Source organism: Bacillus sp. K7, from assembly GCF_053903245.1.
Genome location: NZ_CP096406.1, coordinates 525,955 through 545,770 on the forward strand (window position 1 = coordinate 525,955; position 19,816 = coordinate 545,770).

The 19,816-nt window shown below is 38.3% G+C and carries 20 protein-coding genes, 7 tRNA genes, 4 pseudogenes and 1 riboswitch; of the genes and pseudogenes, 26 read left to right on the forward strand and 5 right to left on the reverse strand.

The window, feature by feature from the left end:
• The first annotated feature begins 37 nt into the window (after positions 1–37).
• The 5 genes from rsbV (at position 38) to M1D98_RS02690 (ending at position 4,530) form a co-directional block, all read left to right on the forward strand.
• Entirely contained in the window at positions 38–367 is a 330-nt protein-coding gene (rsbV, locus tag M1D98_RS02670) for an anti-sigma factor antagonist RsbV (RefSeq protein ID WP_010331248.1), read from the forward strand.
• Complete coding sequence (rsbW, locus tag M1D98_RS02675; protein WP_003234299.1) at positions 364–846, forward strand: anti-sigma B factor RsbW; 483 nt, start codon at positions 364–366, stop codon at positions 844–846. Before rsbV ends, rsbW begins: the two co-directional genes overlap by 4 nt.
• On the forward strand, positions 812–1,600 hold the full coding sequence (gene sigB / locus M1D98_RS02680) for an RNA polymerase sigma factor SigB (RefSeq protein ID WP_456279979.1): 789 nt from the start codon (positions 812–814) through the stop codon (positions 1,598–1,600). The genes rsbW and sigB overlap by 35 nt, the downstream gene beginning before the upstream one ends.
• Entirely contained in the window at positions 1,600–2,199 is a 600-nt protein-coding gene (gene rsbX / locus M1D98_RS02685) for a phosphoserine phosphatase RsbX (RefSeq protein ID WP_039075782.1), read from the forward strand. Before sigB ends, rsbX begins: the two co-directional genes overlap by 1 nt.
• 171 nt (positions 2,200–2,370) lie before the next feature.
• A complete protein-coding gene (locus M1D98_RS02690; RefSeq protein WP_121641940.1) occupies positions 2,371–4,530 on the forward strand; it encodes a Tex family protein in 2,160 nt (719 codons plus the stop codon).
• A gap of 9 nt (positions 4,531–4,539) precedes the next feature.
• Here M1D98_RS02690 and cmpA read toward each other — a convergent pair whose 3' ends face one another.
• The gene (gene cmpA / locus M1D98_RS02695; protein WP_003225207.1) at positions 4,540–4,653 is read right to left on the reverse strand and encodes a cortex morphogenetic protein CmpA; all 114 of its coding nucleotides are present in this window, start codon (positions 4,651–4,653) and stop codon (positions 4,540–4,542) included.
• A 103-nt stretch (positions 4,654–4,756) separates the two neighbouring features.
• On the opposite strand from cmpA, the gene M1D98_RS02700 reads away from it, so the two are divergent.
• The 10 genes and pseudogenes from M1D98_RS02700 to M1D98_RS02745 form a co-directional block, all read left to right on the forward strand.
• Positions 4,757–5,209 carry a SprT family protein gene (locus tag M1D98_RS02700; RefSeq protein WP_121641941.1) on the forward strand — a complete coding sequence of 151 codons (453 nt, stop codon included), beginning with the start codon at positions 4,757–4,759 and terminating at the stop codon, positions 5,207–5,209.
• Between the two features lie 122 nt (positions 5,210–5,331).
• Positions 5,332–5,406 (forward strand) — tRNA-Asn (locus M1D98_RS02705).
• A 4-nt stretch (positions 5,407–5,410) separates the two neighbouring features.
• Positions 5,411–5,501: transfer RNA gene (locus tag M1D98_RS02710), tRNA-Ser, on the forward strand.
• A gap of 28 nt (positions 5,502–5,529) precedes the next feature.
• Positions 5,530–5,601, forward strand: a tRNA-Glu gene (locus M1D98_RS02715).
• A gap of 12 nt (positions 5,602–5,613) precedes the next feature.
• Positions 5,614–5,688, forward strand: a tRNA-Gln gene (locus M1D98_RS02720).
• Positions 5,689–5,715: 27 nt separating this feature from the next.
• A tRNA-Lys gene (locus M1D98_RS02725) sits at positions 5,716–5,791 on the forward strand.
• Between the two features lie 11 nt (positions 5,792–5,802).
• Positions 5,803–5,884: transfer RNA gene (locus M1D98_RS02730), tRNA-Leu, on the forward strand.
• A gap of 83 nt (positions 5,885–5,967) precedes the next feature.
• Positions 5,968–6,051: transfer RNA gene (locus tag M1D98_RS02735), tRNA-Leu, on the forward strand.
• Between the two features lie 155 nt (positions 6,052–6,206).
• Positions 6,207–6,323, forward strand: a pseudogene (locus M1D98_RS02740) (hypothetical protein); the annotation flags it as partial.
• Positions 6,323–6,478: pseudogene (locus M1D98_RS02745) on the forward strand (endopeptidase); the annotation flags it as partial. The pseudogenes M1D98_RS02740 and M1D98_RS02745, both read left to right, overlap by 1 nt.
• 218 nt (positions 6,479–6,696) lie before the next feature.
• Here the strand turns inward: M1D98_RS02745 and M1D98_RS02750 are convergent.
• Complete coding sequence (locus M1D98_RS02750) at positions 6,697–6,870, reverse strand: hypothetical protein (protein WP_187441521.1); 174 nt, start codon at positions 6,868–6,870, stop codon at positions 6,697–6,699.
• A 57-nt stretch (positions 6,871–6,927) separates the two neighbouring features.
• Here M1D98_RS02750 and M1D98_RS02755 point away from each other — a divergent pair, with 57 nt between their 5' ends.
• The 7 genes and pseudogenes from M1D98_RS02755 (at position 6,928) to M1D98_RS02785 (ending at position 12,697) form a co-directional block, all read left to right on the forward strand.
• On the forward strand, positions 6,928–7,551 hold the full coding sequence (locus tag M1D98_RS02755) for a hypothetical protein (RefSeq protein WP_456279980.1): 624 nt from the start codon (positions 6,928–6,930) through the stop codon (positions 7,549–7,551).
• Between the two features lie 312 nt (positions 7,552–7,863).
• Positions 7,864–7,959, forward strand: a pseudogene (locus M1D98_RS02760) (lipoprotein); the annotation flags it as partial.
• Positions 7,960–8,211: 252 nt separating this feature from the next.
• Positions 8,212–8,315: riboswitch (TPP riboswitch) on the forward strand.
• A 76-nt stretch (positions 8,316–8,391) separates the two neighbouring features.
• Entirely contained in the window at positions 8,392–8,853 is a 462-nt protein-coding gene (locus M1D98_RS02765) for a nucleoside 2-deoxyribosyltransferase (protein WP_026014579.1), read from the forward strand.
• Entirely contained in the window at positions 8,853–9,860 is a 1,008-nt protein-coding gene (locus tag M1D98_RS02770; protein WP_010331203.1) for a thymidylate synthase, read from the forward strand. The genes M1D98_RS02765 and M1D98_RS02770 overlap by 1 nt, the downstream gene beginning before the upstream one ends.
• A complete protein-coding gene (locus tag M1D98_RS02775; protein ID WP_456279981.1) occupies positions 9,860–10,630 on the forward strand; it encodes a class I SAM-dependent methyltransferase in 771 nt (256 codons plus the stop codon). The genes M1D98_RS02770 and M1D98_RS02775 overlap by 1 nt, the downstream gene beginning before the upstream one ends.
• Before the next feature lies 1 nt (position 10,631).
• Positions 10,632–11,450 carry a bifunctional hydroxymethylpyrimidine kinase/phosphomethylpyrimidine kinase gene (gene thiD, locus M1D98_RS02780; protein ID WP_010331201.1) on the forward strand — a complete coding sequence of 273 codons (819 nt, stop codon included), beginning with the start codon at positions 10,632–10,634 and terminating at the stop codon, positions 11,448–11,450.
• Between the two features lie 11 nt (positions 11,451–11,461).
• Entirely contained in the window at positions 11,462–12,697 is a 1,236-nt protein-coding gene (locus M1D98_RS02785; RefSeq protein ID WP_456279982.1) for an HAD-IIA family hydrolase, read from the forward strand.
• A 765-nt stretch (positions 12,698–13,462) separates the two neighbouring features.
• Here the strand turns inward: M1D98_RS02785 and M1D98_RS02790 are convergent.
• Positions 13,463–13,837 (reverse strand): annotated as a pseudogene (locus tag M1D98_RS02790) (tyrosine-type recombinase/integrase); the annotation flags it as partial.
• A 276-nt stretch (positions 13,838–14,113) separates the two neighbouring features.
• Between M1D98_RS02790 and M1D98_RS02795 the strand changes: the two are divergent.
• Positions 14,114–14,545, forward strand: a complete 432-nt coding sequence (locus M1D98_RS02795) for a MarR family winged helix-turn-helix transcriptional regulator (protein WP_456280213.1) — start codon at positions 14,114–14,116, stop codon at positions 14,543–14,545.
• Positions 14,535–15,128: a GNAT family N-acetyltransferase gene (locus M1D98_RS02800; protein WP_456279983.1), complete on the forward strand. Its 594-nt coding sequence runs from the start codon at positions 14,535–14,537 to the stop codon at positions 15,126–15,128. The genes M1D98_RS02795 and M1D98_RS02800 overlap by 11 nt, the downstream gene beginning before the upstream one ends.
• Before the next feature lie 700 nt (positions 15,129–15,828).
• On the opposite strand, the gene M1D98_RS02805 is transcribed toward M1D98_RS02800, so the two are convergent.
• Complete coding sequence (locus M1D98_RS02805) at positions 15,829–16,590, reverse strand: MBL fold metallo-hydrolase (RefSeq protein WP_010331199.1); 762 nt, start codon at positions 16,588–16,590, stop codon at positions 15,829–15,831.
• Between the two features lie 218 nt (positions 16,591–16,808).
• On the opposite strand from M1D98_RS02805, the gene M1D98_RS02810 reads away from it, so the two are divergent.
• The gene (locus M1D98_RS02810) at positions 16,809–17,219 is read left to right on the forward strand and encodes an Lrp/AsnC family transcriptional regulator (RefSeq protein ID WP_010331198.1); all 411 of its coding nucleotides are present in this window, start codon (positions 16,809–16,811) and stop codon (positions 17,217–17,219) included.
• Positions 17,220–17,709: 490 nt separating this feature from the next.
• On the opposite strand, the gene M1D98_RS02815 is transcribed toward M1D98_RS02810, so the two are convergent.
• Entirely contained in the window at positions 17,710–18,738 is a 1,029-nt protein-coding gene (locus M1D98_RS02815; protein ID WP_435576985.1) for a fatty acid desaturase, read from the reverse strand.
• A gap of 784 nt (positions 18,739–19,522) precedes the next feature.
• Here M1D98_RS02815 and cspC point away from each other — a divergent pair.
• Positions 19,523–19,723 carry a cold shock protein CspC gene (cspC, locus tag M1D98_RS02820; RefSeq protein ID WP_010331195.1) on the forward strand — a complete coding sequence of 67 codons (201 nt, stop codon included), beginning with the start codon at positions 19,523–19,525 and terminating at the stop codon, positions 19,721–19,723.
• The last annotated feature ends 93 nt before the right edge of the window (positions 19,724–19,816 follow it).

Below are 19,816 nucleotides of genomic sequence, written 5' to 3' on the forward strand. Positions count from 1 at the left end.
CAATTAGTGAATTGAAGGATAATTTGAGGTGATACGAATGAATATAAATGTTGATGTGAAGCAAAACGAGAATGATATACAAGTAAACATTGCGGGAGAAATTGATGTATACTCAGCTCCAGTGCTCAGAGAGAAGCTCGTTCCTCTGGCAGAACAAGGCGCTGACTTAAGAATTTGCCTGAAAAATGTCAGCTACATGGACAGTACCGGACTCGGCGTCTTTGTAGGCATCTTTAAAACAGTGAAAAAACAAGGCGGGTCGCTGAAACTTGAAAATCTTTCTGACCGGCTGATCCGTCTGTTTGAGATTACAGGCCTGAAGGACATTATTGATATTTCTGCAAAGTCAGAAGGTGGAGTGCAATGAAGAATAACGCTGATTACATCGAAATGAAAGTGCCGGCCCAGCCTGAATATGTAGGAATTATAAGGCTGACGCTGTCAGGCGTCGCGAGCAGAATGGGCTATACGTACGATGAAATTGAAGATTTGAAAATCGCAGTCAGTGAAGCGTGTACGAATGCGGTGCAGCATGCTTACAAAGAAGACAAAAATGGGGAAGTGTCAATACGATTCGGTGTGTTCGAAGACCGTTTAGAGGTCATTGTCGCGGATGAAGGAGACAGCTTTGATTTCGATCAAAAGCAGCAGGATCTAGGGCCGTACACACCTTCGCATACAGTTGATCAATTATCAGAAGGAGGGCTCGGTCTATATTTAATGGAAACGCTTATGGATGAAGTCAGAGTGCAAAACCACTCCGGCGTCACCGTAGCGATGACAAAGTATTTAAATGGGGAGCGAGTTGATCATGACACAACCATCAAAAACTACGAAACTAACTAAAGATGAAGTCGATCGGCTCATAAGCGAATACCAAACAAATCAAGATGAACAGGCGCAAGAAACGCTTGTGCGGGTCTATACAAATCTAGTTGATATGCTTGCGAAAAAATATTCAAAAGGCAAAATCTTCCATGAGGATCTTCGCCAGGTCGGCATGATCGGGCTGCTGGGTGCGATTAAGCGATACGATCCGGTGGTCGGCAAATCGTTTGAAGCTTTTGCGATTCCGACAATCATCGGTGAGATTAAACGGTTCCTCAGAGATAAGACGTGGAGCGTTCACGTGCCGAGACGAATCAAAGAACTGGGCCCAAGAATCAAAATGGCGGTGGATCAGCTGACGACTGAAACACAAAGGTCGCCGAAAGTAGAAGAGATTGCCGAATTTCTCGATGTTACAGAAGAAGAGGTTCTGGAAACAATGGAAATGGGCAAAAGCTATCAAGCCTTGTCCGTTGACCACAGCATTGAAGCGGATGCGGATGGAAGCACGGTCACAATTCTTGATATTGTCGGCTCACAGGAGGATGGATATGAGCGGGTCAACCAGCAAATGATGCTGCAAAGCGTGCTTCATGTCCTTTCAGACCGTGAAAAACAAATCATAGACCTTACGTATATTCAAAACAAAAGCCAAAAAGAAACTGGGGACATTCTCGGTATATCTCAAATGCACGTCTCGCGTCTGCAGCGCAAAGCTGTGAAGAAGCTCAGAGAGGCCTTGACTGAAGATCCCTCGATGGAGTTAATGTAATGATCCAGGTTGAAGAAAACGAGCATATTCAAACTCTTGTATACCAACTGAATAAAGAAGGAAAATCGATTTGCGGCGACAGCTTTTATATGAAAGCTGATGATAAGGAGTTAATTTGTGCGGTAGCAGACGGGCTTGGAAGCGGATCGCTTGCCAATGAATCTTCTGCAGCCATCAAAGACTTAGTGGAAAACTATGCGAATGAAGACGTACAAAGCATTATCGAACGCTGTAATCAGGCGATGAAACACAAAAGAGGCGCAACAGCTTCTATCCTGAAAATCAATTTTGAACAAAGGCAGTTTACGTACTGCTCCGTCGGAAACGTACGTTTTATTCTGCATTCCCCGTCTGGTGACAGCTTTTATCCTCTGCCGATTTCAGGCTATTTATCAGGCAAGCCGCAAAAATACAAAACGCATACCGCCACCTATGAAAAGGGTTCAAAGTTCATTATACATACAGATGGACTCAACGTACCCGATATCCGCTCCCATTTGAAAAAAGGCCAATCGGTAGAAGACATATCGAATTCGCTGAAAATGTATACAACATCAAGAAAAGATGATCTGACCTATATTCTGGGACAGCTGTCCTAGGGAAATCTGAAAAAAGAAGCTGGGCATCCGGCTTCTTTTTTTGTGCGGGCAATCAAACGGATAGTTTGAAATAGGGGGAAAGATATCGGCCAGCGGGCTGTTTTTTTTATGTGTTTTTTTCGGTTTTTGATACACTAGAGAAAGAACGACAAAATTGGAGGCTTTGGTTACATGGAAACGTCAGCCCTTTTAAAACAGCAAATTGCGAAAGAAATCGGTTTATCACAAAAACACGTTGAGAGTGTCATCCGCCTGCTTGAGGACGGCAACACAGTCCCGTTTATCGCTCGGTACCGAAAAGAGCAGACGGGTTCAATGGATGAGGTTCAGATTCAGACGATTTCTGAACGCTGGCAATACATACAACATTTGAATCAGCGAAAAGAAGAAGTCATCAGGCTCATTGCAGAGCAGGATAAACTGACAGATGACGTCAAGCGAAAAATTGAGCAATCGGTGAAGCTTCAGGAAGTGGAAGACCTGTACCGCCCGTATAAACAAAAACGCAAAACAAAAGCGACAGTCGCAAAAAGCAAAGGCCTCGAGCCGCTTGCCGACTATATCCTGACACTTCCGCAGGATGACCGTCTGGCAGAAACCGCAGACCAATACATCAGCGAAGAAAAAGAAGTGTTTACACGGGAAGAAGCGATAGAAGGCGCCAAGCACATTATTGCCGAACAAATCTCAGACGAGCCGAGTTTCAGAAAGTGGATTCGCCAGGAAACCTTTAAAAAAGGAACCATTAAGTCTGCAGCAGGAAAGTCGGCAGACACTGACGAGAAAAATGTGTATGAAATGTATTACGAGTATGAAGAGCCAATCGCAAAAGTCGTTCCGCACAGGGTGCTGGCGATGAACCGCGGCGAAAAAGAAGACATTTTAAAAGTGTCAATCGAACCGCCGGCGGATCATATTAAGGCTTACTTAGAAAAAGAGATCATCAAAAACCGCTCAACGTCCGTAAAAGAGATTTTGCAGGCGGCGATTGAAGACAGCTATAAAAGGCTGATCCAGCCGGCAATCGAACGTGAAATCAGGAAAGAGCTGTCAGAAAAAGCGGATGAACAGGCGATTCATATTTTCTCTGAAAACTTGAGAAAGCTTCTGCTTCAGCCGCCGATGAAAGGCAAAACCGTTCTCGGTGTTGATCCAGCCTTCCGAACCGGCTGTAAGCTCGCTGTCTCAGATGAGACCGGAAAAGTCATGAAAATTGATGTCATCTATCCGCACGCGCCAGTCAACAAAACAAAAGAAGCCCATGAGAAAGTGAAAGCGATTCTCGAGCAGCATCAAGTCGAGATGGTGGCGATCGGAAACGGCACGGCATCGAGAGAAACTGAGCAATTCATCGTCAATGTACTGAAGGACATGCCGCGGAACATTTATTACGTGATCGTCAATGAAGCGGGAGCAAGCGTATATTCGGCTTCTGAGCTTGCAAGAGAAGAATTCCCTGAGCTTCAGGTTGAAGAGCGCAGTGCCGTATCTATTGCGCGAAGACTGCAAGACCCGCTCGCAGAACTCGTCAAGATCGATCCCAAGTCTGTCGGTGTCGGACAGTATCAGCATGATGTCAGCCAAAAACGCTTAAATGAATCTCTGCGGTTCGTTGTGGAAACCGTCGTAAACCAAGTGGGAGTAAACGTCAACACAGCGTCCGCCGCGCTGCTTCAATATGTAGCCGGATTGTCAAAATCTGTCGCAGGCAACGTTGTCAAAAAACGTGAGGAAATCGGCAAGTTTTCGAACCGAAAAGAATTGAAGGACATCCCGCGACTCGGTGCGAAAACCTATGAACAATGCATCGGTTTCTTAAGAGTGCAGGAAGGGACAGAACCTTTAGACAGAACAGGCATCCACCCGGAAAGCTATAAAGAAACAAAAGCGCTATTGAAAAAGCTCGGCCTTTCAACAGAGCAAATCGGCACGGCGGAATTGAAGGATAAAATCAATCAGCTGGCGCTTTCTGAAACGGCACAAGAGCTGGGAATCGGAGAAATCACCCTGAAAGATATTTGTGAACAGCTGACAAGGCCGGAACGCGATCCGCGAGATGAGGTGCCTAAGCCTCTGCTGAAAACAGATGTCCTTCAGCTGGAAGATTTGAAAGAGGGTATGGAGCTGCAGGGCACCGTGCGCAATGTAGTGGACTTCGGAGCGTTTGTTGATATCGGAGTCAAACAAGACGGGCTTGTTCATATCTCAAAACTCAGCAATCAATTCGTCAAGCATCCTCTTGATGTCGTATCCGTCGGCGATATTGTGACGGTTTGGGTTGACGGCGTAGATGTACAAAAAGGCAGAGTATCGCTGTCTATGGTAAAATAAAAGCACTGCTTACGAGCAGTGTTTTTTCCTATAGAAATACCAGCATTGATTCAGCAGTTTAATTTGGTAATTATCTTTTTCAAGGAACGCTTTTTGCATCTGTTTTTTAAGCCAATTTGGCATAGGCTCATTCCTCCTCAGCTTTTATCATAAGAGGGACGGTGATTACCATATTGTATGCGAACGGTGAATTGTCCCGTTCAATGTTTTTTAAGTGAGGTGCACCATGGATAACAAAGAGCTTCAAAAGCTGACAGAGGATATTTCTGATACATATTTTAACAAGCCGTTCCGCCATCAGGCACTTTTTAATGACAGGCTGAAAACGACGGGAGGAAGGTACCTGTTAACCTCCCATAACATTGAATTAAACAGGAAATATTTAATTGAACACGGCAGGGAGGAACTGATCGGCATCATCAAGCACGAGCTCTGCCATTATCATCTTCACCTTGAAGGAAAAGGGTACAAGCACAGAGACAGAGATTTTCGAGCGCTGCTGCAGCAGGTCAACGCGCCTAGGTTCTGTACGCCTTTAAAGAAAAAAACAGAAAACAAAAAAACTTACAGGTATATCTGTACGGCGTGCGGCCAACAGTATATAAAGAAGCGTGCCATGAATCCTGACAGATACCGGTGCGGAAAATGCCGCGGAAAAATAAAAAGAATTTTTTCATGAAAAAGGTTGACGGATATGGCAAGCCTATGGTACATTATAAAAGTCGTCACGAGAGATGAACAAAAACATTTACCTCTTGACATTGCATATCAAGGCTGATAGAATAAGTCTTGTCTCATTATTCCACAGTAGCTCAGTGGTAGAGCTATCGGCTGTTAACCGATCGGTCGCAGGTTCGAATCCTGCCTGTGGAGCCATATTGGAGAAGTACTCAAGTGGCTGAAGAGGCGCCCCTGCTAAGGGTGTAGGTCGCGTAAGCGGCGCGAGGGTTCAAATCCCTCCTTCTCCGCCATCAGATTTCGATATAAGTCTCGACCATCGGCCCGTTGGTCAAGCGGTTAAGACACCGCCCTTTCACGGCGGTAACACGGGTTCGAATCCCGTACGGGTCATTCCAATTTCGTTGGGCTATAGCCAAGCGGTAAGGCAACGGACTTTGACTCCGTCATGCGTTGGTTCGAATCCAGCTAGCCCAGCCATTTTTATTTTTTGAAATCGAATAGCAAGAGCCATTAGCTCAGTTGGTAGAGCATCTGACTTTTAATCAGAGGGTCGAAGGTTCGAGTCCTTCATGGCTCACCATTTGTCTTTTTGCGGGTGTGGCGGAATTGGCAGACGCGCTAGACTTAGGATCTAGTGTCTTACGACGTGGGGGTTCGAGTCCCTTCACCCGCACTTTATTTACAAAGTGCACGCAAATCGGTTTTACTAGGTTAAGAGCCTACTAAGCCAGCACAAAAACACAATTTAATGATCATGCGGTCGTGGCGGAATGGCAGACGCGCTAGGTTGAGGGCCTAGTGGGTGAATAACCCGTGGAGGTTCAAGTCCTCTCGGCCGCATCAATGATACCAAGGGTTTTGACGAACTTGGTATTTTTTTGTGTTTATTTTTATATGATCTACTGCCTACAAACTGCCCACTTCATAAAGTAAGTATCTACAACAGACACGGCATCCTTTTATAGTAGTAGTCTTTTTAAACTTTACGTTTTTTTCAAGGCATCGCCAATAACGAACGGAAAATCAGACCATCTGAACCAGTAAAAGTTCACTCAGATGATATCCGTGTTGATAAAAAACAGGATAATGTACCTGCGAATAAGAGTAAATCAATTTTATAGGCGGCAGGGGTGGCGAATTTGAAACGGTTTGCATTGCACCGGAAGTCGAAGGGTTTAGGGCTGTATTTGAAAAGTACGGCCGTCAGGAAGGCGTTTTTGACCAAGTGAATATTATTGTGGCGCTCACCATGCAGAAAAGTGGTGGGCTTTAAAGACCTGGTGTCAAAGAATCCCTCATTTTTTAATTTTCAACTCCGAATGAAACATCTATATATTGCACAAAAAAGCTGTCGAGATTTTTCTCGACAGCCTGAGGAGTAAACCATGTGTTTTACTCCTCTTTTTTTGTTTAGATACAATGTATCTTTTTGTAATTCATCTTTGTAAAATTTAGGATGCTTCTTTCTTTAGATCTTAAAAAGGATTACTTTTCAGAAGAGTTACCAAAAGTAATTCTTAAAACAATGCCCATAATAATAATTGCAATTAGTCCAATAATATTAACTATTGTTGAAATAGATTCATTATCTACAAAAATATTAACAATAAACGAACCTGCAACAATCAATAGTATCAAAAAATATAAACTTTTTTTCACAAACACACTCCTATTGCAAAAAAAAATTCTATAAAAATATTGTAAAGAAGTTTTATCGTGAAGAAAAGCATTAAACAATTGGTCATTGTAATCTGTTTCTCTCTAATTTTTACCACTATAACAATACCAATAGCTAGCGCAAAAGAAAGTTCTGATGATGTTTCTTCTGAGCAAGTTAATGTAGAAGCTCAAATCATGAAAAGAACTCTCGAACCTCTATTAGAATTAATTGATCAAATGCCAGAGGATGTTGCTGAACAAGGAATAAACTCCGGTATTGAATGGTTAAACGTACATAAAGGGAACGAATTTGTAGGTTATGAATTTGTTGCTGATGGAGAAAACCTGACTGCTGTTAAAACCGTCCAAGAAAGTATAGGACCATTTATAGTATTGAGTACATGGAGTTGCATTTCTAGTGCTGCTAAAGCTATAGCAGTAAATGCTATCCCATGGGCAAAGATCTTAAAAGTTAAAAAAGCAGCAAAATTAATGGGCGGACTAAATTCAATGACAAAAACAATTATTACAGCTTATAAACATCAAAGAAACCTAGGACTTTCTAGAACAAATGCTATAAAAAAAGCCGTAAAAGTATCTACTAAGGCACTACCAGATGAAACTCAAAAAGCCGTACTAGAATTCTTTAGTTTAGGTGACGTTGTTGATAATTGTTGCTAATTGTTTTAAAAACGGGATACAAACAGGTTTAAATTATTAAAACCTAAATTATAAAAACCCTTAAAATAAAGGAGAAAGCATATTAGACATATATAATATGTTTTCTCCTTCGTAATGGATTACAGACACAGTCAAGATATTGTTGTTGAAGCCCACTCACCAATCGCTCACGGTGCAATTCTTGATATAAACGATACAGAGCATTTATTAAGGTTTCAATTTGGGTTTTACCTTCCGAAGAATCTTTTCGTGAACTGACATCGTACACCTAAATATGAGAAAGTCGGCGCTGAGTGCCAATAGGTGGGTGGTATGCCAATTAATGGCGAAAATGATCGACTGGGCTTATCAAAGAAAACACCAGACTATGAAGAAGCAAAAGGTGAAGAGACAAAGTTAAAGGAGTAAAACGTGTGTTTACTTCTCTTTTTTTATTGTTGGATTCCTTTTACAATTTGCGATGTTCAGGACATTTTTTAAACACACTAGAAAATAAGGTATTTTTGTGCTTTTTTTTTAAGCTCCATGAATTGCCATCAAATGCAAGGCGTAGTAACTTTTCGAAAAACTTTTGTCGGTTGATACGCAGGGTTCAAGGCTTATCAATCATTGTTTGACTAAAGATATGGAATAGTTTAGGATGAAAGTAAATATTTATATTTTATACACTGGGGGAGCTTTTAGAAGCTGAGAAGAGACACAAGTCCTGACCCTTTGAACCTGATTTGGTTAACACCAACGTAGGGAAGTGAAAAAAATAGAGAGATTTTTTATCTTATCTATATTTAAGCCACTTTCCATATGAAAGTGGCTTTATTTATTTTGAAAGGGGATATTAAAGTGACAACTAAAAAAGTTTTTTTAGCAGGACCTTTTAAAAGTTTAGTAGATGTGAATACTGGATTGATGAGTTTACATGAAAGGGAGAAGTTAGAGTCATTAATTTCTTTTTTTGAAAATGAAGGATGGTTAGTTCATAATGCTCACAAGCGAGAAGGATGGGGGAAAGATTTCATGACACCCCAACAATGCACTAAAATTGATTTTGATGAAATACGCTCTTGCGATCTTTTTGTAGCTTTTCCTGGCTCACCGGCTTCTCCTGGAACGCATATAGAAATAGGATGGGCTTCTGCCTTGAAAAAAAAGATAGTGTTATTACTAGAAAATGAGAGGGATTACGCATTCTTAATTCAAGGGTTAAGCGTAGTAGCTGATGTTGAATACATTAATTTTAAAGGTACTGATGATTTATTGGAGAAGATTAAAAGTATCCTTATGGAATACAAGGTGGAATCTTAATGAGAAAGAAAACTTTTCATGAAGCATATATGGAAACCCTATATGACATCTATTATTACCCTGAATTTTTAAATTCACCGCGTGGACAAAATAGCAAAGAAAAATTGAACTATCATCTGACCCTTGAAAATCCAATAGAACGTGTCACTTACTTACCCTCTAGAAAAACAAATATCGTGTTTAATTTTGCTGAAGTTTTATGGTATTTATCGGGGAGTAACAACTTAGATTTTATTAGTTATTACAATAAAAAAATGCCTTTATATTCAATGAATAAAAAAACATTAACAGGTACTGCGTATGGACCTAAAATATTTGAATTTGGAAACGCAAAACTAAATCAATGGAATAGAATAAAAAATCTTTTGACACAGGAAGACATTGATTCAAAAAGGGCATTTATTCAAATATTCGATGCCTCGGAACTCTTCGTTTCTGGCAATATTGATGTTTCTTGTACAATAGGTTTGCAATTTTTCATAAGAGAAAACAAGTTATACATGTCTTCCATAATGCGTGCAAATGATGCATTTCGAGGAATGATTAGTGATCTTTTCTCTTTTACATTTATGCAAGAATTAATGGCTAGAGAACTTCATTTAGAAGTCGGAGAATATTTCCATAATGTTGGTTCCATTCATATCTATGAGTCCGACAACGAATGGGCAAAAACAGTACTTGAGGAAGCTAAAACTCATAATGATACCTCGGCTTTTGAATTTCCTAAAATGCCTACCGGGAATAATTGGCCTTTTATTGAAACAGTTTTAAAATATGAGTCTTTGCTTAGAAAAGATCAAATTTCAATGTCAAGGCAAGATATTGAAACTTTAGATTTACCTGAATATTGGGAACAAATTCTCTTACTTTTTAGTATATATCAGCATATTGCTTATAAGCGAGATATGGATCATTCATTATTTCAAAGCTTACTTCCTACTTATCAGTTTTTTGTTAAAAATAAGTGGTTTAATTACTTTTCAACTAAACAAAAGGAGGAAATTTAATGAAAACTTCTTGGAAAGAAGACAGTGTTGCTGGTAAATTCGATGCTTATAACGACGTTTTAGAACAAACATTAGGTTTTGAGTATGTTTTTCGTAAATTTGATAAAGCGGATATTAAAAAGGTGCTCGATTTTGGCTGTGGACCCGGTAAGGTAGCATATAGGTTAGCTGACAGAATAGATTGCAATGTAATCGCAGTAGATGAATCAAGTAAGATGTTGGATATAGCAAAGAAAAAAAGAAAACATTCACATGTCGACTATCATTTAATTGAACATGATAACCTTTCCTTCTTACCAGATCATTCAGTTGATGCTGCTATGGCCTGTTACGTCTTTATTAATACAGATAGTGATCAACGTATCAAAAGAATTATGGGTGAAATTTTTCGTGTGTTAAAACCAGGTGCTTCTTTTGTTATACTGGATACAAATCCTGATTCAACTGGAATAGAATTTTCAACCTTTCGCAACGGAATACCGGGGAAAGAGTATTCTTATGGAGAAGAAAGAAATGAGTGGCTTCATGTTCCTGAACAAGAAGATTTAATTTTAAATGACTTTCATTGGCCGAAGTCAATGTACTATAAACTTTTATCTAATGTAGGCTTTGAAAGTGTAACATTACTGGAACCAACGTTAAGCGATATTGACGGAGAGCAGTTAAAGGCCATCGAACAAAAATTTAAATTTAATAATTGGAAAAGTGAAAAGGAATACCCACCTTTTATCATTTTTGAAGCAGTGAAACCTACCTTAGGAGGAGTATGAGTTGACGGATATCTATAAAGCACTTTCGATTGCTGGAACAGATCCAACCGGGGGAGCGGGAATTCATGCAGACTTAAAAACCTTCCAGGAGCAGCAAGTATTTGGAATGGCTGTTATTACATCAGTTGTTGCTCAAAACACACTTGGTGTGAAGAGTTTTGAGGAGGTATCTCTGAATAATATATCTCAGCAAATAGACTGTGTCATCGGAGATATAAAACCGGATGCTGTAAAAACTGGTATGCTTGCAAGCGTGGATATTATAGAACTGATAGCTGAAAAATTAAAAGCGGCTAAAATCCAATCGTATGTGATGGACCCAGTTATGGTTGCTAAAAGCGGTCATCATCTGCTTCATAAGGATGCCGTTAATCATTTGAAAAAATTATTAATACCTCAAACAACTGTTATTACACCAAATATTCCAGAAGCAGAAGTAATCATCGGCAAATCAATTAAAACTGTACAGCAGATGCGCGATGCTGCTAAAGAAATTGTGGAAGTATACGGGGCAAAGAGTGCTGTCGTAAAAGGGGGGCATATGAACGGAGAAGCTCGTGATATTATGTATTTTGATGAGGCCTTCGAGGAGTTTGTTTCCCCTCGCTTTGATACAAAACATACCCATGGGACAGGCTGCACTTTTTCTGCTGTCATCACTGCAGAGCTAGCAAAGCAGCACAGTATACCAGAATCAGTAGCAACTGGAAAAGAATTTATCTCAGCAGCCATTAAACATCCTATAGGGATTGGGAAGGGACAAGGGCCTACAAATCATTTCGCGTATCGCTCAATCATTAACCCCACGACAGCTACTTAAGGAGTGTTATGATGATCTATAAGGAATATGATGTATTTTTATTCGATTTAGACGGAGTAATTTATATAGGAGACAAAGCTTTACCAGAAGCTGTTTCTTCTTTAAAACGTCTCCGTGAAGAAAAGAAATCCATTCGTTTTTTAACGAATGATCCCTGTGTTACAAGAGAGACGATTGTTAAAAGGCTTCATAAGCTTGGTATTTCAGCAAGTATTGATGAAGTAATTACTTCGGGGTGGGCAACAGCTGATTACCTTGTTAAGGCCGGAGTAAAGAGAGCGTATATATTAGGAAATGATGAACTTAAAAGCGAGATTCAAAAAGCTGGTATTGATCTTGAAGAAGACCTAGCAGAAGCTGTTGTCATTGGATGGGATCACAATATTACTTTTCAAGATATACATAAGGCGGTAAATCTCATCCGCCGTGGGGCTTCATTTATTACTACAAATGGGGATAAAACATTTCCCACCGCTAAAGGACCAGCTCCAGCTACAGGTGCCATAGTTGAGGCTGTTAAAACGGGAGCAGATAAAGAGCCCATCATCATTGGAAAGCCGGAGTCTTCAATATTTGAAAAAGTACTTGAGTCCTTTGAAGAAAGAGAAAGATGCGTCATGATTGGAGATACACCTGAGACAGATATTATTGGAGCGAACCGAATGGGTATACCCTCTATCTTAGTTTCTGATCAAAATACTTTATTTCCTGTAGAACATGACTTTAGAAATCCAGATGTTGTGATCCGCGATTTGAAGTATTTGTTCGATAGTGAAGTTATGATAGAAGTACGTGAGAAACCAGATTATCAATGGACAGAACAAGTGAAAGCTGGAGTCGCTGGAATAATAATCAAAGAATCAAGTTCGGTTTTATTAATGAAGCGTGCTGATAATGGTCTATGGGGCATCCCTTCAGGACATGTGGAACCTGGTGAATCAGTTGAACAAGCGATAATAAGAGAAATAAAAGAGGAAACCGGATTAACTGTTAAAGTTTCTAAAATGATAGGAGTTTATTCAGATCCAAGCTCACAGACATTTATTTACCCTGACGGAAGAGTCAGTCACTTTATTACCAACTGTTTTCAATGTGAAGTGATTGGAGGGACATTGAAAAAAACGACAGAGGAGGCCTTAGAAGTTAGGTATTTTAATATTAATGAGTTACCAGATAATCTATTGCCAATGCACCCTAGGTGGCTGGAGGATGCTTTAGCACAGAAAGAACTTGCTTTTATTCGTTAAGTTAACTTTATATTTTCCATTGGTAAGATGAAATATGCTAACAAGGGAATCAAATAGAGAAGATGCCAAAGATTAAATTGGTATCTTTTTTATTTTTCTTCCCTACAGGTTTCTCCTTGATGAAGTATCAGTGATTATTTTGTACACAAATGAACGTGACTATATGCAAATATAGAGAGTGAATGGGCCTCCACACTTGAAATATAAGATCAGAAAAAACAAAGAATTGCAAAATAAAAAAGAATGGCATGTCGAATTGGGGACGTTAGGAATAACAAATAAAAAAGCAACCCCTATTTGGATACAAATACAAGAAAAAATCGTAAACGATATTGGTAAAGTACTATACGAAAAATTCTTGAAACTCTTAAAGCCACGATAATCAATTAAATATACAAGATTTAAAGAACTGAGAATGTAAAAGCTTTCTCTCTCTTTATTTCGGCTATTTTAAAAGACCTGACACCAATGACATGTCATGTAACTTTCTGGTGATGAACAAAACTACCCCATTTTCACTCCACAATATGAGTAATTCATTGTAAACCAACATAATCAAAATGAATAAACACTGATATATAAAGGGTTTGTAACAGAAAGCACAGTTTCACTTTATTGAGGGCCTAGCGGGTGAATAACCTGTGGAGGTTCAAGTCCTCTCGGCCGCTTCCCAATCATATCAAGCGTTTAACCACCTTGGTATGATTTTTTATGCGGAAAATACGGCTATAGAATAAGACTTGCTCACCAAAACTCACCAGTTACTTAAAGTAAGTCGTCTAAACGGTCGGCAGCTTCCTTTTGTTTATTAGGGAAAAGGTGTCCGTAAGTATTCATTATAAAAGCAACGGAACTATGTCCTACTCGTTCTTTTATTACTAAATAATCTTCCTCTTGATGGATAAGCAAGCCTACATGTGAATGCCTCAAATCATGGAAACGGATAGGCTCAATATTTCCTCTTTTACAAATCTGTTTTATTTTTCTGCTGAAAATATCTTTGGTAAGCGGTCTGTCTTTGTATTGGAACATATAAGTTTCTTCTGATTGATGAATTCCTAATTCATCAAAGATTTCCTTCTGATGTCGTCTCCATTCTTCGAGCAATGTTATAAGTTTTGAATTGATACTTATACGGCGAAATAACATCCCTTATTTAATAGTTTTTATTTTAATATATAGAAAGAAAATCATTTTTCATATATGAGGGACTCGATCTAGATAAAGATACCAAGCAGTGTTGGTATCTTTTTTATTGTGCTTTTACATTATTCATTCTCTGTATTTGGTATCATTAATTAGATAAAACTTTGTCTTGAACAGAAGTCGTCTCATAAGGAGTATCAGTTGATTAAATTTAGTTAAGTGATTATAATTAAATTGAATTAATTACTTAGGGGTGATGTGGTGAATCTCATGCATGCACTAGATAAATCGTATTACGAATGGGCTTTGAAAAATCTCCGTGCAATGAATAAAGATAATGTCTATAAGAACCTAACCTATAACAGCTTATTATATTTAGAGATGATTCTATACAACGAAAATTGTACAGCTAGTTTTTTAGCTGATACACTCCATGTGGCTCGTTCAGCTGTAACTGTGAAAATTAATGAGTTAGTCTCTAAAGGTTTGGTAATCAAAACACCTAGTAAAACAGATAAACGTGTAAGCTACTTGAAAGTCAGTCCTGCAGTTGCTAAGGATTACAAAAGAATTGACGATTCCTTACTAGCTGCCACAAAAGAAATTGAAAAGACTTATAGCAAGGAAGAAATTAAGGCATTTACAGAAATGCTTGAAATAATTCATAAACATTATACGAGAGGGAATAAGTATGAAAAGTAATGTATTGAATCACAATGATATTTACCTTCAAAAAGTGCCTATTGATAATCTCCAAACTCTATTCAACTATGTTTACACGGATTTTTCTTTCTTGAAGGGTACTTTTCCTTCAAGAATCATAAACTCAGCTATAAAAAAAGGTATTTTACACCCGGTATATCTCACGAATGGGTCTGACATATTTGGATATGCTCTATATCAAGATGTGCCTATGTTGAATTGTATACATGTTCTATTTCTTGCAGTTTTGCCTGAGTACCGTTCGACTGGACTAGGTAGTGTTCTTCTTGCTCGTTTGAATGGAATGGCAGAAAATGGCCTCATTTTAGAAGTGGAAGACCCTGAAACGGCGAAGAGCGAAGAAGAATTGGCGATTCAGACTCGTCGCATCACTTTTTATCAAAGGAATGATTTTCATCTTATTGATGATGTGAAGTTTAGTCATTTTGGTTATGCTATTCGAGTGATGACCAATTTTAATCCTCCTAATCAGGACTGGCTTAAATTTCATCGGAATTTGTACAATCGTGTTTATCGAATTTGCGGAGTGCCTTTGTCTACATTTACACTTAAAAATCGATAAAATTAAAAGAACCCTACATCTAGATGGGAAAGTTAGGACGGATATTGTTTTGGCTCACCATTTTTTAACCATTATTGATATAAACGTATAGAAATGATGGCAAATGAATATAAGGAATGTAGTGAAAATAAGCTTTTATAACCAATGATATGAATTTATTATGTTGAGGGCCTAGTGGGTGAATAACCCGTGGAGGTTCATCCTCTCAACCGCATCAAAAATACCAAGGGTTTTGACGACCTTGGTATTTTTTTGTGTTCATTTTTATATGTTCTACTGTCCACAAACTTTCCACTTACCTAAAGAAAGTCATCTTATTTATCAGCATATCCTTCTGTTTGTTTGGATATGGGAGTCCGTAAACATCAATTGTTGTTTTTGCAGAACCATTGGGTACTGGATAAATTCTAAATGTAGTGGGAAGGGATATATGGACAGAAGAAGTTAAGAAATTTACTGACTGTGGTTTAACAATTTAAAATTTAGAAGAATTGAAATAGGGTGTGAATCAATAAACTTTAAAAGTCATGCTATCCCAGAAAAACTGGGATTTGTATTCGAAGGGACTTTGACAATCTGTAGATGGCACCAAGCTGACTGATACTTATAGAATTGTCTTACTCATCCTTTTAGAAAGTCTAGAACTTATTGTTGATCTTCATACGATCTTCATATCTTTAGCTCAGTCTGATGTTTTAGATTAAAAAGAGTATGATTCACCATTTTCAGGCACTAAAACATGAGAAGCAATTCCTTTTTCATTAATAAAGGATTTTAATTCTTCTTTTGATAATCCCCAATGGTTTACTGCTTCCATGTGGCTTACAATAATTTTTGCTTTTGGAGCAGCCTTATACGTTTCATAGATATCTTCTTTACCCATGATGAGAGAACCACCTTCGTAGAATTGATTATCTCCGCCATTTACGACAATAATTTCTGGTTGATGTGTATTAATCTCTTCCTGAATGGCTTCATACCAAACTGTATCTCCGGTTACATATAACGTTTTCTCGCTTTGGTGTTTGAAGGCAACACCGCAAACAAGGCCTGCAAGTTTTAAAATTTCTCCTCTTCCGTGTTCGCCTTTTGTTTTAATCAATTGAATGCCTTCAAAGGCTGTATCTTTTGTTAAAACTTCGACATTATTGAATCCGGCATTTCGTATTTCTGTTGCATCTTCTTCGTTTTGGGAGAACAATTTGATATCTTTTGGCAACAACTCTTTAGCAGCCTCATCCCAATGGTCGTAATGTAAATGAGTAACAATAACAGCATCAATACCTTTAATAATATTATCAACAGATGTTGGCAGTTCAATCAAAGGGTTGTTTTGATCTTGTCTTGGCGCATTTGGGAAAGGAGGATAAACACCTTTCTCAGCTAACATAGGATCTATTAAAAACTTTTTGCCTGCATATTTGACAACAAGTGTGGCATTACGAATTTGTTGTATGTTCATGTGTAACACTCCTTTTTTTGATATGTGTATAGTTTACATACTGCCGCTGAATAAATACATGGAACAAATCAAGTCTTTCTGTCGATTGACTTGATTTTTGAAAGTATGTATTTTATTTTGTATGAACTGTTAGAAAATCAGAGAAACGAATTAAAAAATAATGACTTTTTTGAGGGGATTTTATAAGCACGATAAAATTAATGAAAGGAATAATTTATATGTTAGATCATACTGATATAAGAATTTTGGAAGAGCTATCAAAAAATAGCCGTATTTCAATGAAACAATTAGGAGAAAAAGTTCATTTGACAGGGCAAGCAACTGCTTCTAGAGTTGCCAAGTTAGAAGACAACGGTGTTATTGAGGGATATACAATTAGAGTTAACCAAAAAAAATTGGGATGTAACATACATGCCATGCTGAATATCTATACAAAAAGCACATATCATACTCCATATCTAAAATTTATAGAAACACAAGAGAAATATGTGGTCAATAATTATAAAATTAGCGGGGATGGCTGTTATCTTCTTGAATGCAGATTTCCGAATAATGAAATGCTAGATCAGTTTTTAACGGAATTAAACAAGCATGTAAATTATAAATTAACAATTTTGATTAACAAATAAAAGGTATCTTTAGGGTGTTTGCTATTCTAACGGACTTGGCACAAAGACATGGTTTAACTGTTGAGCAATAAAAAGCACTACTATACTTTACAATGAAGAAATTAAAATTCTTAATCAATATAGATGAAAAGTAAGGACATTGTTTCGACTCACCATTTTTTAACATAATTGATGTAGTGAACGTATAGAAATGATGGCAAATAAATATAAGGAGTATAATGAAAACAAGCTTTCATATTCAATATTTACTACGTTTAGGCCTCACGGGTGAATAACCCGTGGAGGTTCAAGTCTCTCGGCCACATTCCAATCATACCAAGGGTTTAACCACCTTGGTATGATTTTTGGTGCGGAAAATACGGCAACAAATACACCGAATTACTGTATCAACACGAAAAAAGTGCTGACCTCTGCACAATACCGTTGCGCGAGTCTGCACTTTCATTCTGTAAGATACGTTGCCAGTTATCATTGATGATGGGGAGTTTGTTTAATCCGTTTCTAGCTGCGGTGATACCTGGCTTTTAGAAGCTTTTTTTAAGTGGCTAAAACCGACAAATTTTTTGCTTTCTTCATCCCATAGGCGGAACTTTAACGACTTAAGGCTTGTTGCCAGTGTAATGGTCGGAACGTTTTGCAATGGTTCAGCGTTGTTATGCGCTTTTTCAAGCTTATAGTTTGGGACTCTCGGGCTTAGATGGTGAACATGATGGAAACCGATATTGCCTGTAAGCCATTGCATGACTTTTGGAAGCTTATAATAAGAGCTTCCTTCAACTGCTGCTTTTACATATTCCCAATGCTCATCTTCTTCAAAATAAGAATCCTCAAACGTATGCTGAATATAAAACATCCAAATGCCGAGAGATCCCGATATCAGAAAAATGGGCGCCTGAACCAGGAGGAAGTTTTGCCAGCCAATAGCCCAGCATAAAAGTGCTGCCAAAGCGGCGATCCCCAAGTTTGTTACATACGTATTCATCCGTTCTTTGCGTTTTGCCCCTTTCCGATTAAAACGATTGGTAATCCCGAAGACGTAAAGCGGTCCAATCACAAACATAACAAACGGATTTCTGTACAAACGGTACATGATTTTTGTCTTAGTTGAGGCTTCCTTATATTCTTCAACGGTGAGTACCCAAATATCGCCTGTGCCCCGCTTGTCTAGGTTGCTGCTTGTCGCATGATGGACAGAATGGTCGTGTGCCCAATGATCAAAAGGATGCAGAGTCAGAATTCCTGTAATTGTTCCAAGAATTCGATTCGCCTTTCTGTTCTTAAAAAAGGAGTAGTGGCAGCAATCATGAAAGATGATGAAGGTTCTCACTAAAAAACCTGCAGCAACGACAGAAAATGCTAATGTAAGGAAATAAGAAATCGACAAACTTTTATATGCCAAACACCATAATAGAAAAAATGGTGCCAATGTGTTCATGATTTGAAAAATACTTTTCTGTAAATCAGACTTTTCATAAGGTGTAACCAGTTTTCTCAACGTCCTGAGGTTTTGTTCATTCATGTTTTAAAGGTTCTCCTTCCCGGATGATCTTCTGAGTAAAGTAAACGTTTATTGCCTTTGAAGTCCCGGCGCCATGCACCATATATGAAGGTATCTTTCCCAATTATTTATGAAATTATTGGCAATCGTAAAATGATTTCCAGTTCAGTTACATCTTTATTAGCAGAGCCAGCCGGGATACAAAAGGAATATGAAGAATATACCCAGCTCTTTAACTGCCCAAACTTTTTCCCCGCTCCCCTATGGGAATCGATTTATTGAGCCTGTAAACATTGATTGTTTGAGGAAATATTAAAGAAAATTTGGATTGATTGATGAGTGTCAAAAAGAGGGCCAGAAGGAGAAAGGCTTTTGAAATCTACAGAAACAAAGCTCTACCAGTGAACAGCCCTGCTTTTAAATACTTGAACAAGAAACACTGAGCTTTTGAAATAAATCTTTGATAATCAATAATGAAGTGCAAAGAGCAAAGAAACAGTTAGAAGACATTCGTGAATCTTTGTCACAGGGTTTTCAAACGTTAGGCATGTTAAAAAAATCGATGCAGAATGATTTGCATTGTTTGCTTTTGTTTACCGCTTCTGTACGGGAATCCACACATGGAAAAAATAATAATGAATAAAACGAAAATATTAATTTGGAATGATTTCCGTTTCGTGTTATGATAAAGAAGAATTATTTTTGTTCGGTGTAAAGGATAGTATGAATATTGACTTTTCGTCTTGATGATACTATGGGCAAGGATAGTATATATTGTGTGGTAACACACTAGGAGGCAACAATAATGGAACAAGGTACAGTAAAATGGTTTAATGCAGAAAAAGGTTTTGGCTTCATCGAACGTGAGAACGGAGACGATGTATTCGTACACTTCTCTGCTATCCAAAGCGAAGGATTCAAATCTCTTGACGAAGGTCAAAAAGTAACGTTTGACGTTGAGCAAGGTGCTCGTGGAGCTCAAGCTGCTAACGTTCAAAAAGCTTAATCTTCACTCGGTTAAAAAAACAGGCCCTTTCTATAGGGCCTGTTTTTTTATGTTCTCTGTACAATAAGCAATAAAATACCCTGCTCAATGTTC

Coding starts and splice junctions, on each gene's coding strand:
- rsbX (WP_039075782.1), top strand. CDS start 1,600: ATGATCCAGGTTGAAGAAAACGAGCATATTCAAACTCTTGTATACCAA.
- sigB (WP_456279979.1), top strand. CDS start 812: ATGACACAACCATCAAAAACTACGAAACTAACTAAAGATGAAGTCGAT.
- M1D98_RS02810 (WP_010331198.1), top strand. CDS start 16,809: ATGTTAGATCATACTGATATAAGAATTTTGGAAGAGCTATCAAAAAAT.
- rsbV (WP_010331248.1), top strand. CDS start 38: ATGAATATAAATGTTGATGTGAAGCAAAACGAGAATGATATACAAGTA.
- M1D98_RS02805 (WP_010331199.1), bottom strand. CDS start 16,590: ATGAACATACAACAAATTCGTAATGCCACACTTGTTGTCAAATATGCA.
- M1D98_RS02785 (WP_456279982.1), top strand. CDS start 11,462: ATGATCTATAAGGAATATGATGTATTTTTATTCGATTTAGACGGAGTA.
- M1D98_RS02775 (WP_456279981.1), top strand. CDS start 9,860: ATGAAAACTTCTTGGAAAGAAGACAGTGTTGCTGGTAAATTCGATGCT.
- M1D98_RS02795 (WP_456280213.1), top strand. CDS start 14,114: ATGCATGCACTAGATAAATCGTATTACGAATGGGCTTTGAAAAATCTC.
- cspC (WP_010331195.1), top strand. CDS start 19,523: ATGGAACAAGGTACAGTAAAATGGTTTAATGCAGAAAAAGGTTTTGGC.
- M1D98_RS02700 (WP_121641941.1), top strand. CDS start 4,757: ATGGATAACAAAGAGCTTCAAAAGCTGACAGAGGATATTTCTGATACA.
- M1D98_RS02770 (WP_010331203.1), top strand. CDS start 8,853: ATGAGAAAGAAAACTTTTCATGAAGCATATATGGAAACCCTATATGAC.
- M1D98_RS02690 (WP_121641940.1), top strand. CDS start 2,371: ATGGAAACGTCAGCCCTTTTAAAACAGCAAATTGCGAAAGAAATCGGT.
- cmpA (WP_003225207.1), bottom strand. CDS start 4,653: ATGCCAAATTGGCTTAAAAAACAGATGCAAAAAGCGTTCCTTGAAAAA.
- M1D98_RS02815 (WP_435576985.1), bottom strand. CDS start 18,738: ATGAATGAACAAAACCTCAGGACGTTGAGAAAACTGGTTACACCTTAT.
- rsbW (WP_003234299.1), top strand. CDS start 364: ATGAAGAATAACGCTGATTACATCGAAATGAAAGTGCCGGCCCAGCCT.
- M1D98_RS02800 (WP_456279983.1), top strand. CDS start 14,535: ATGAAAAGTAATGTATTGAATCACAATGATATTTACCTTCAAAAAGTG.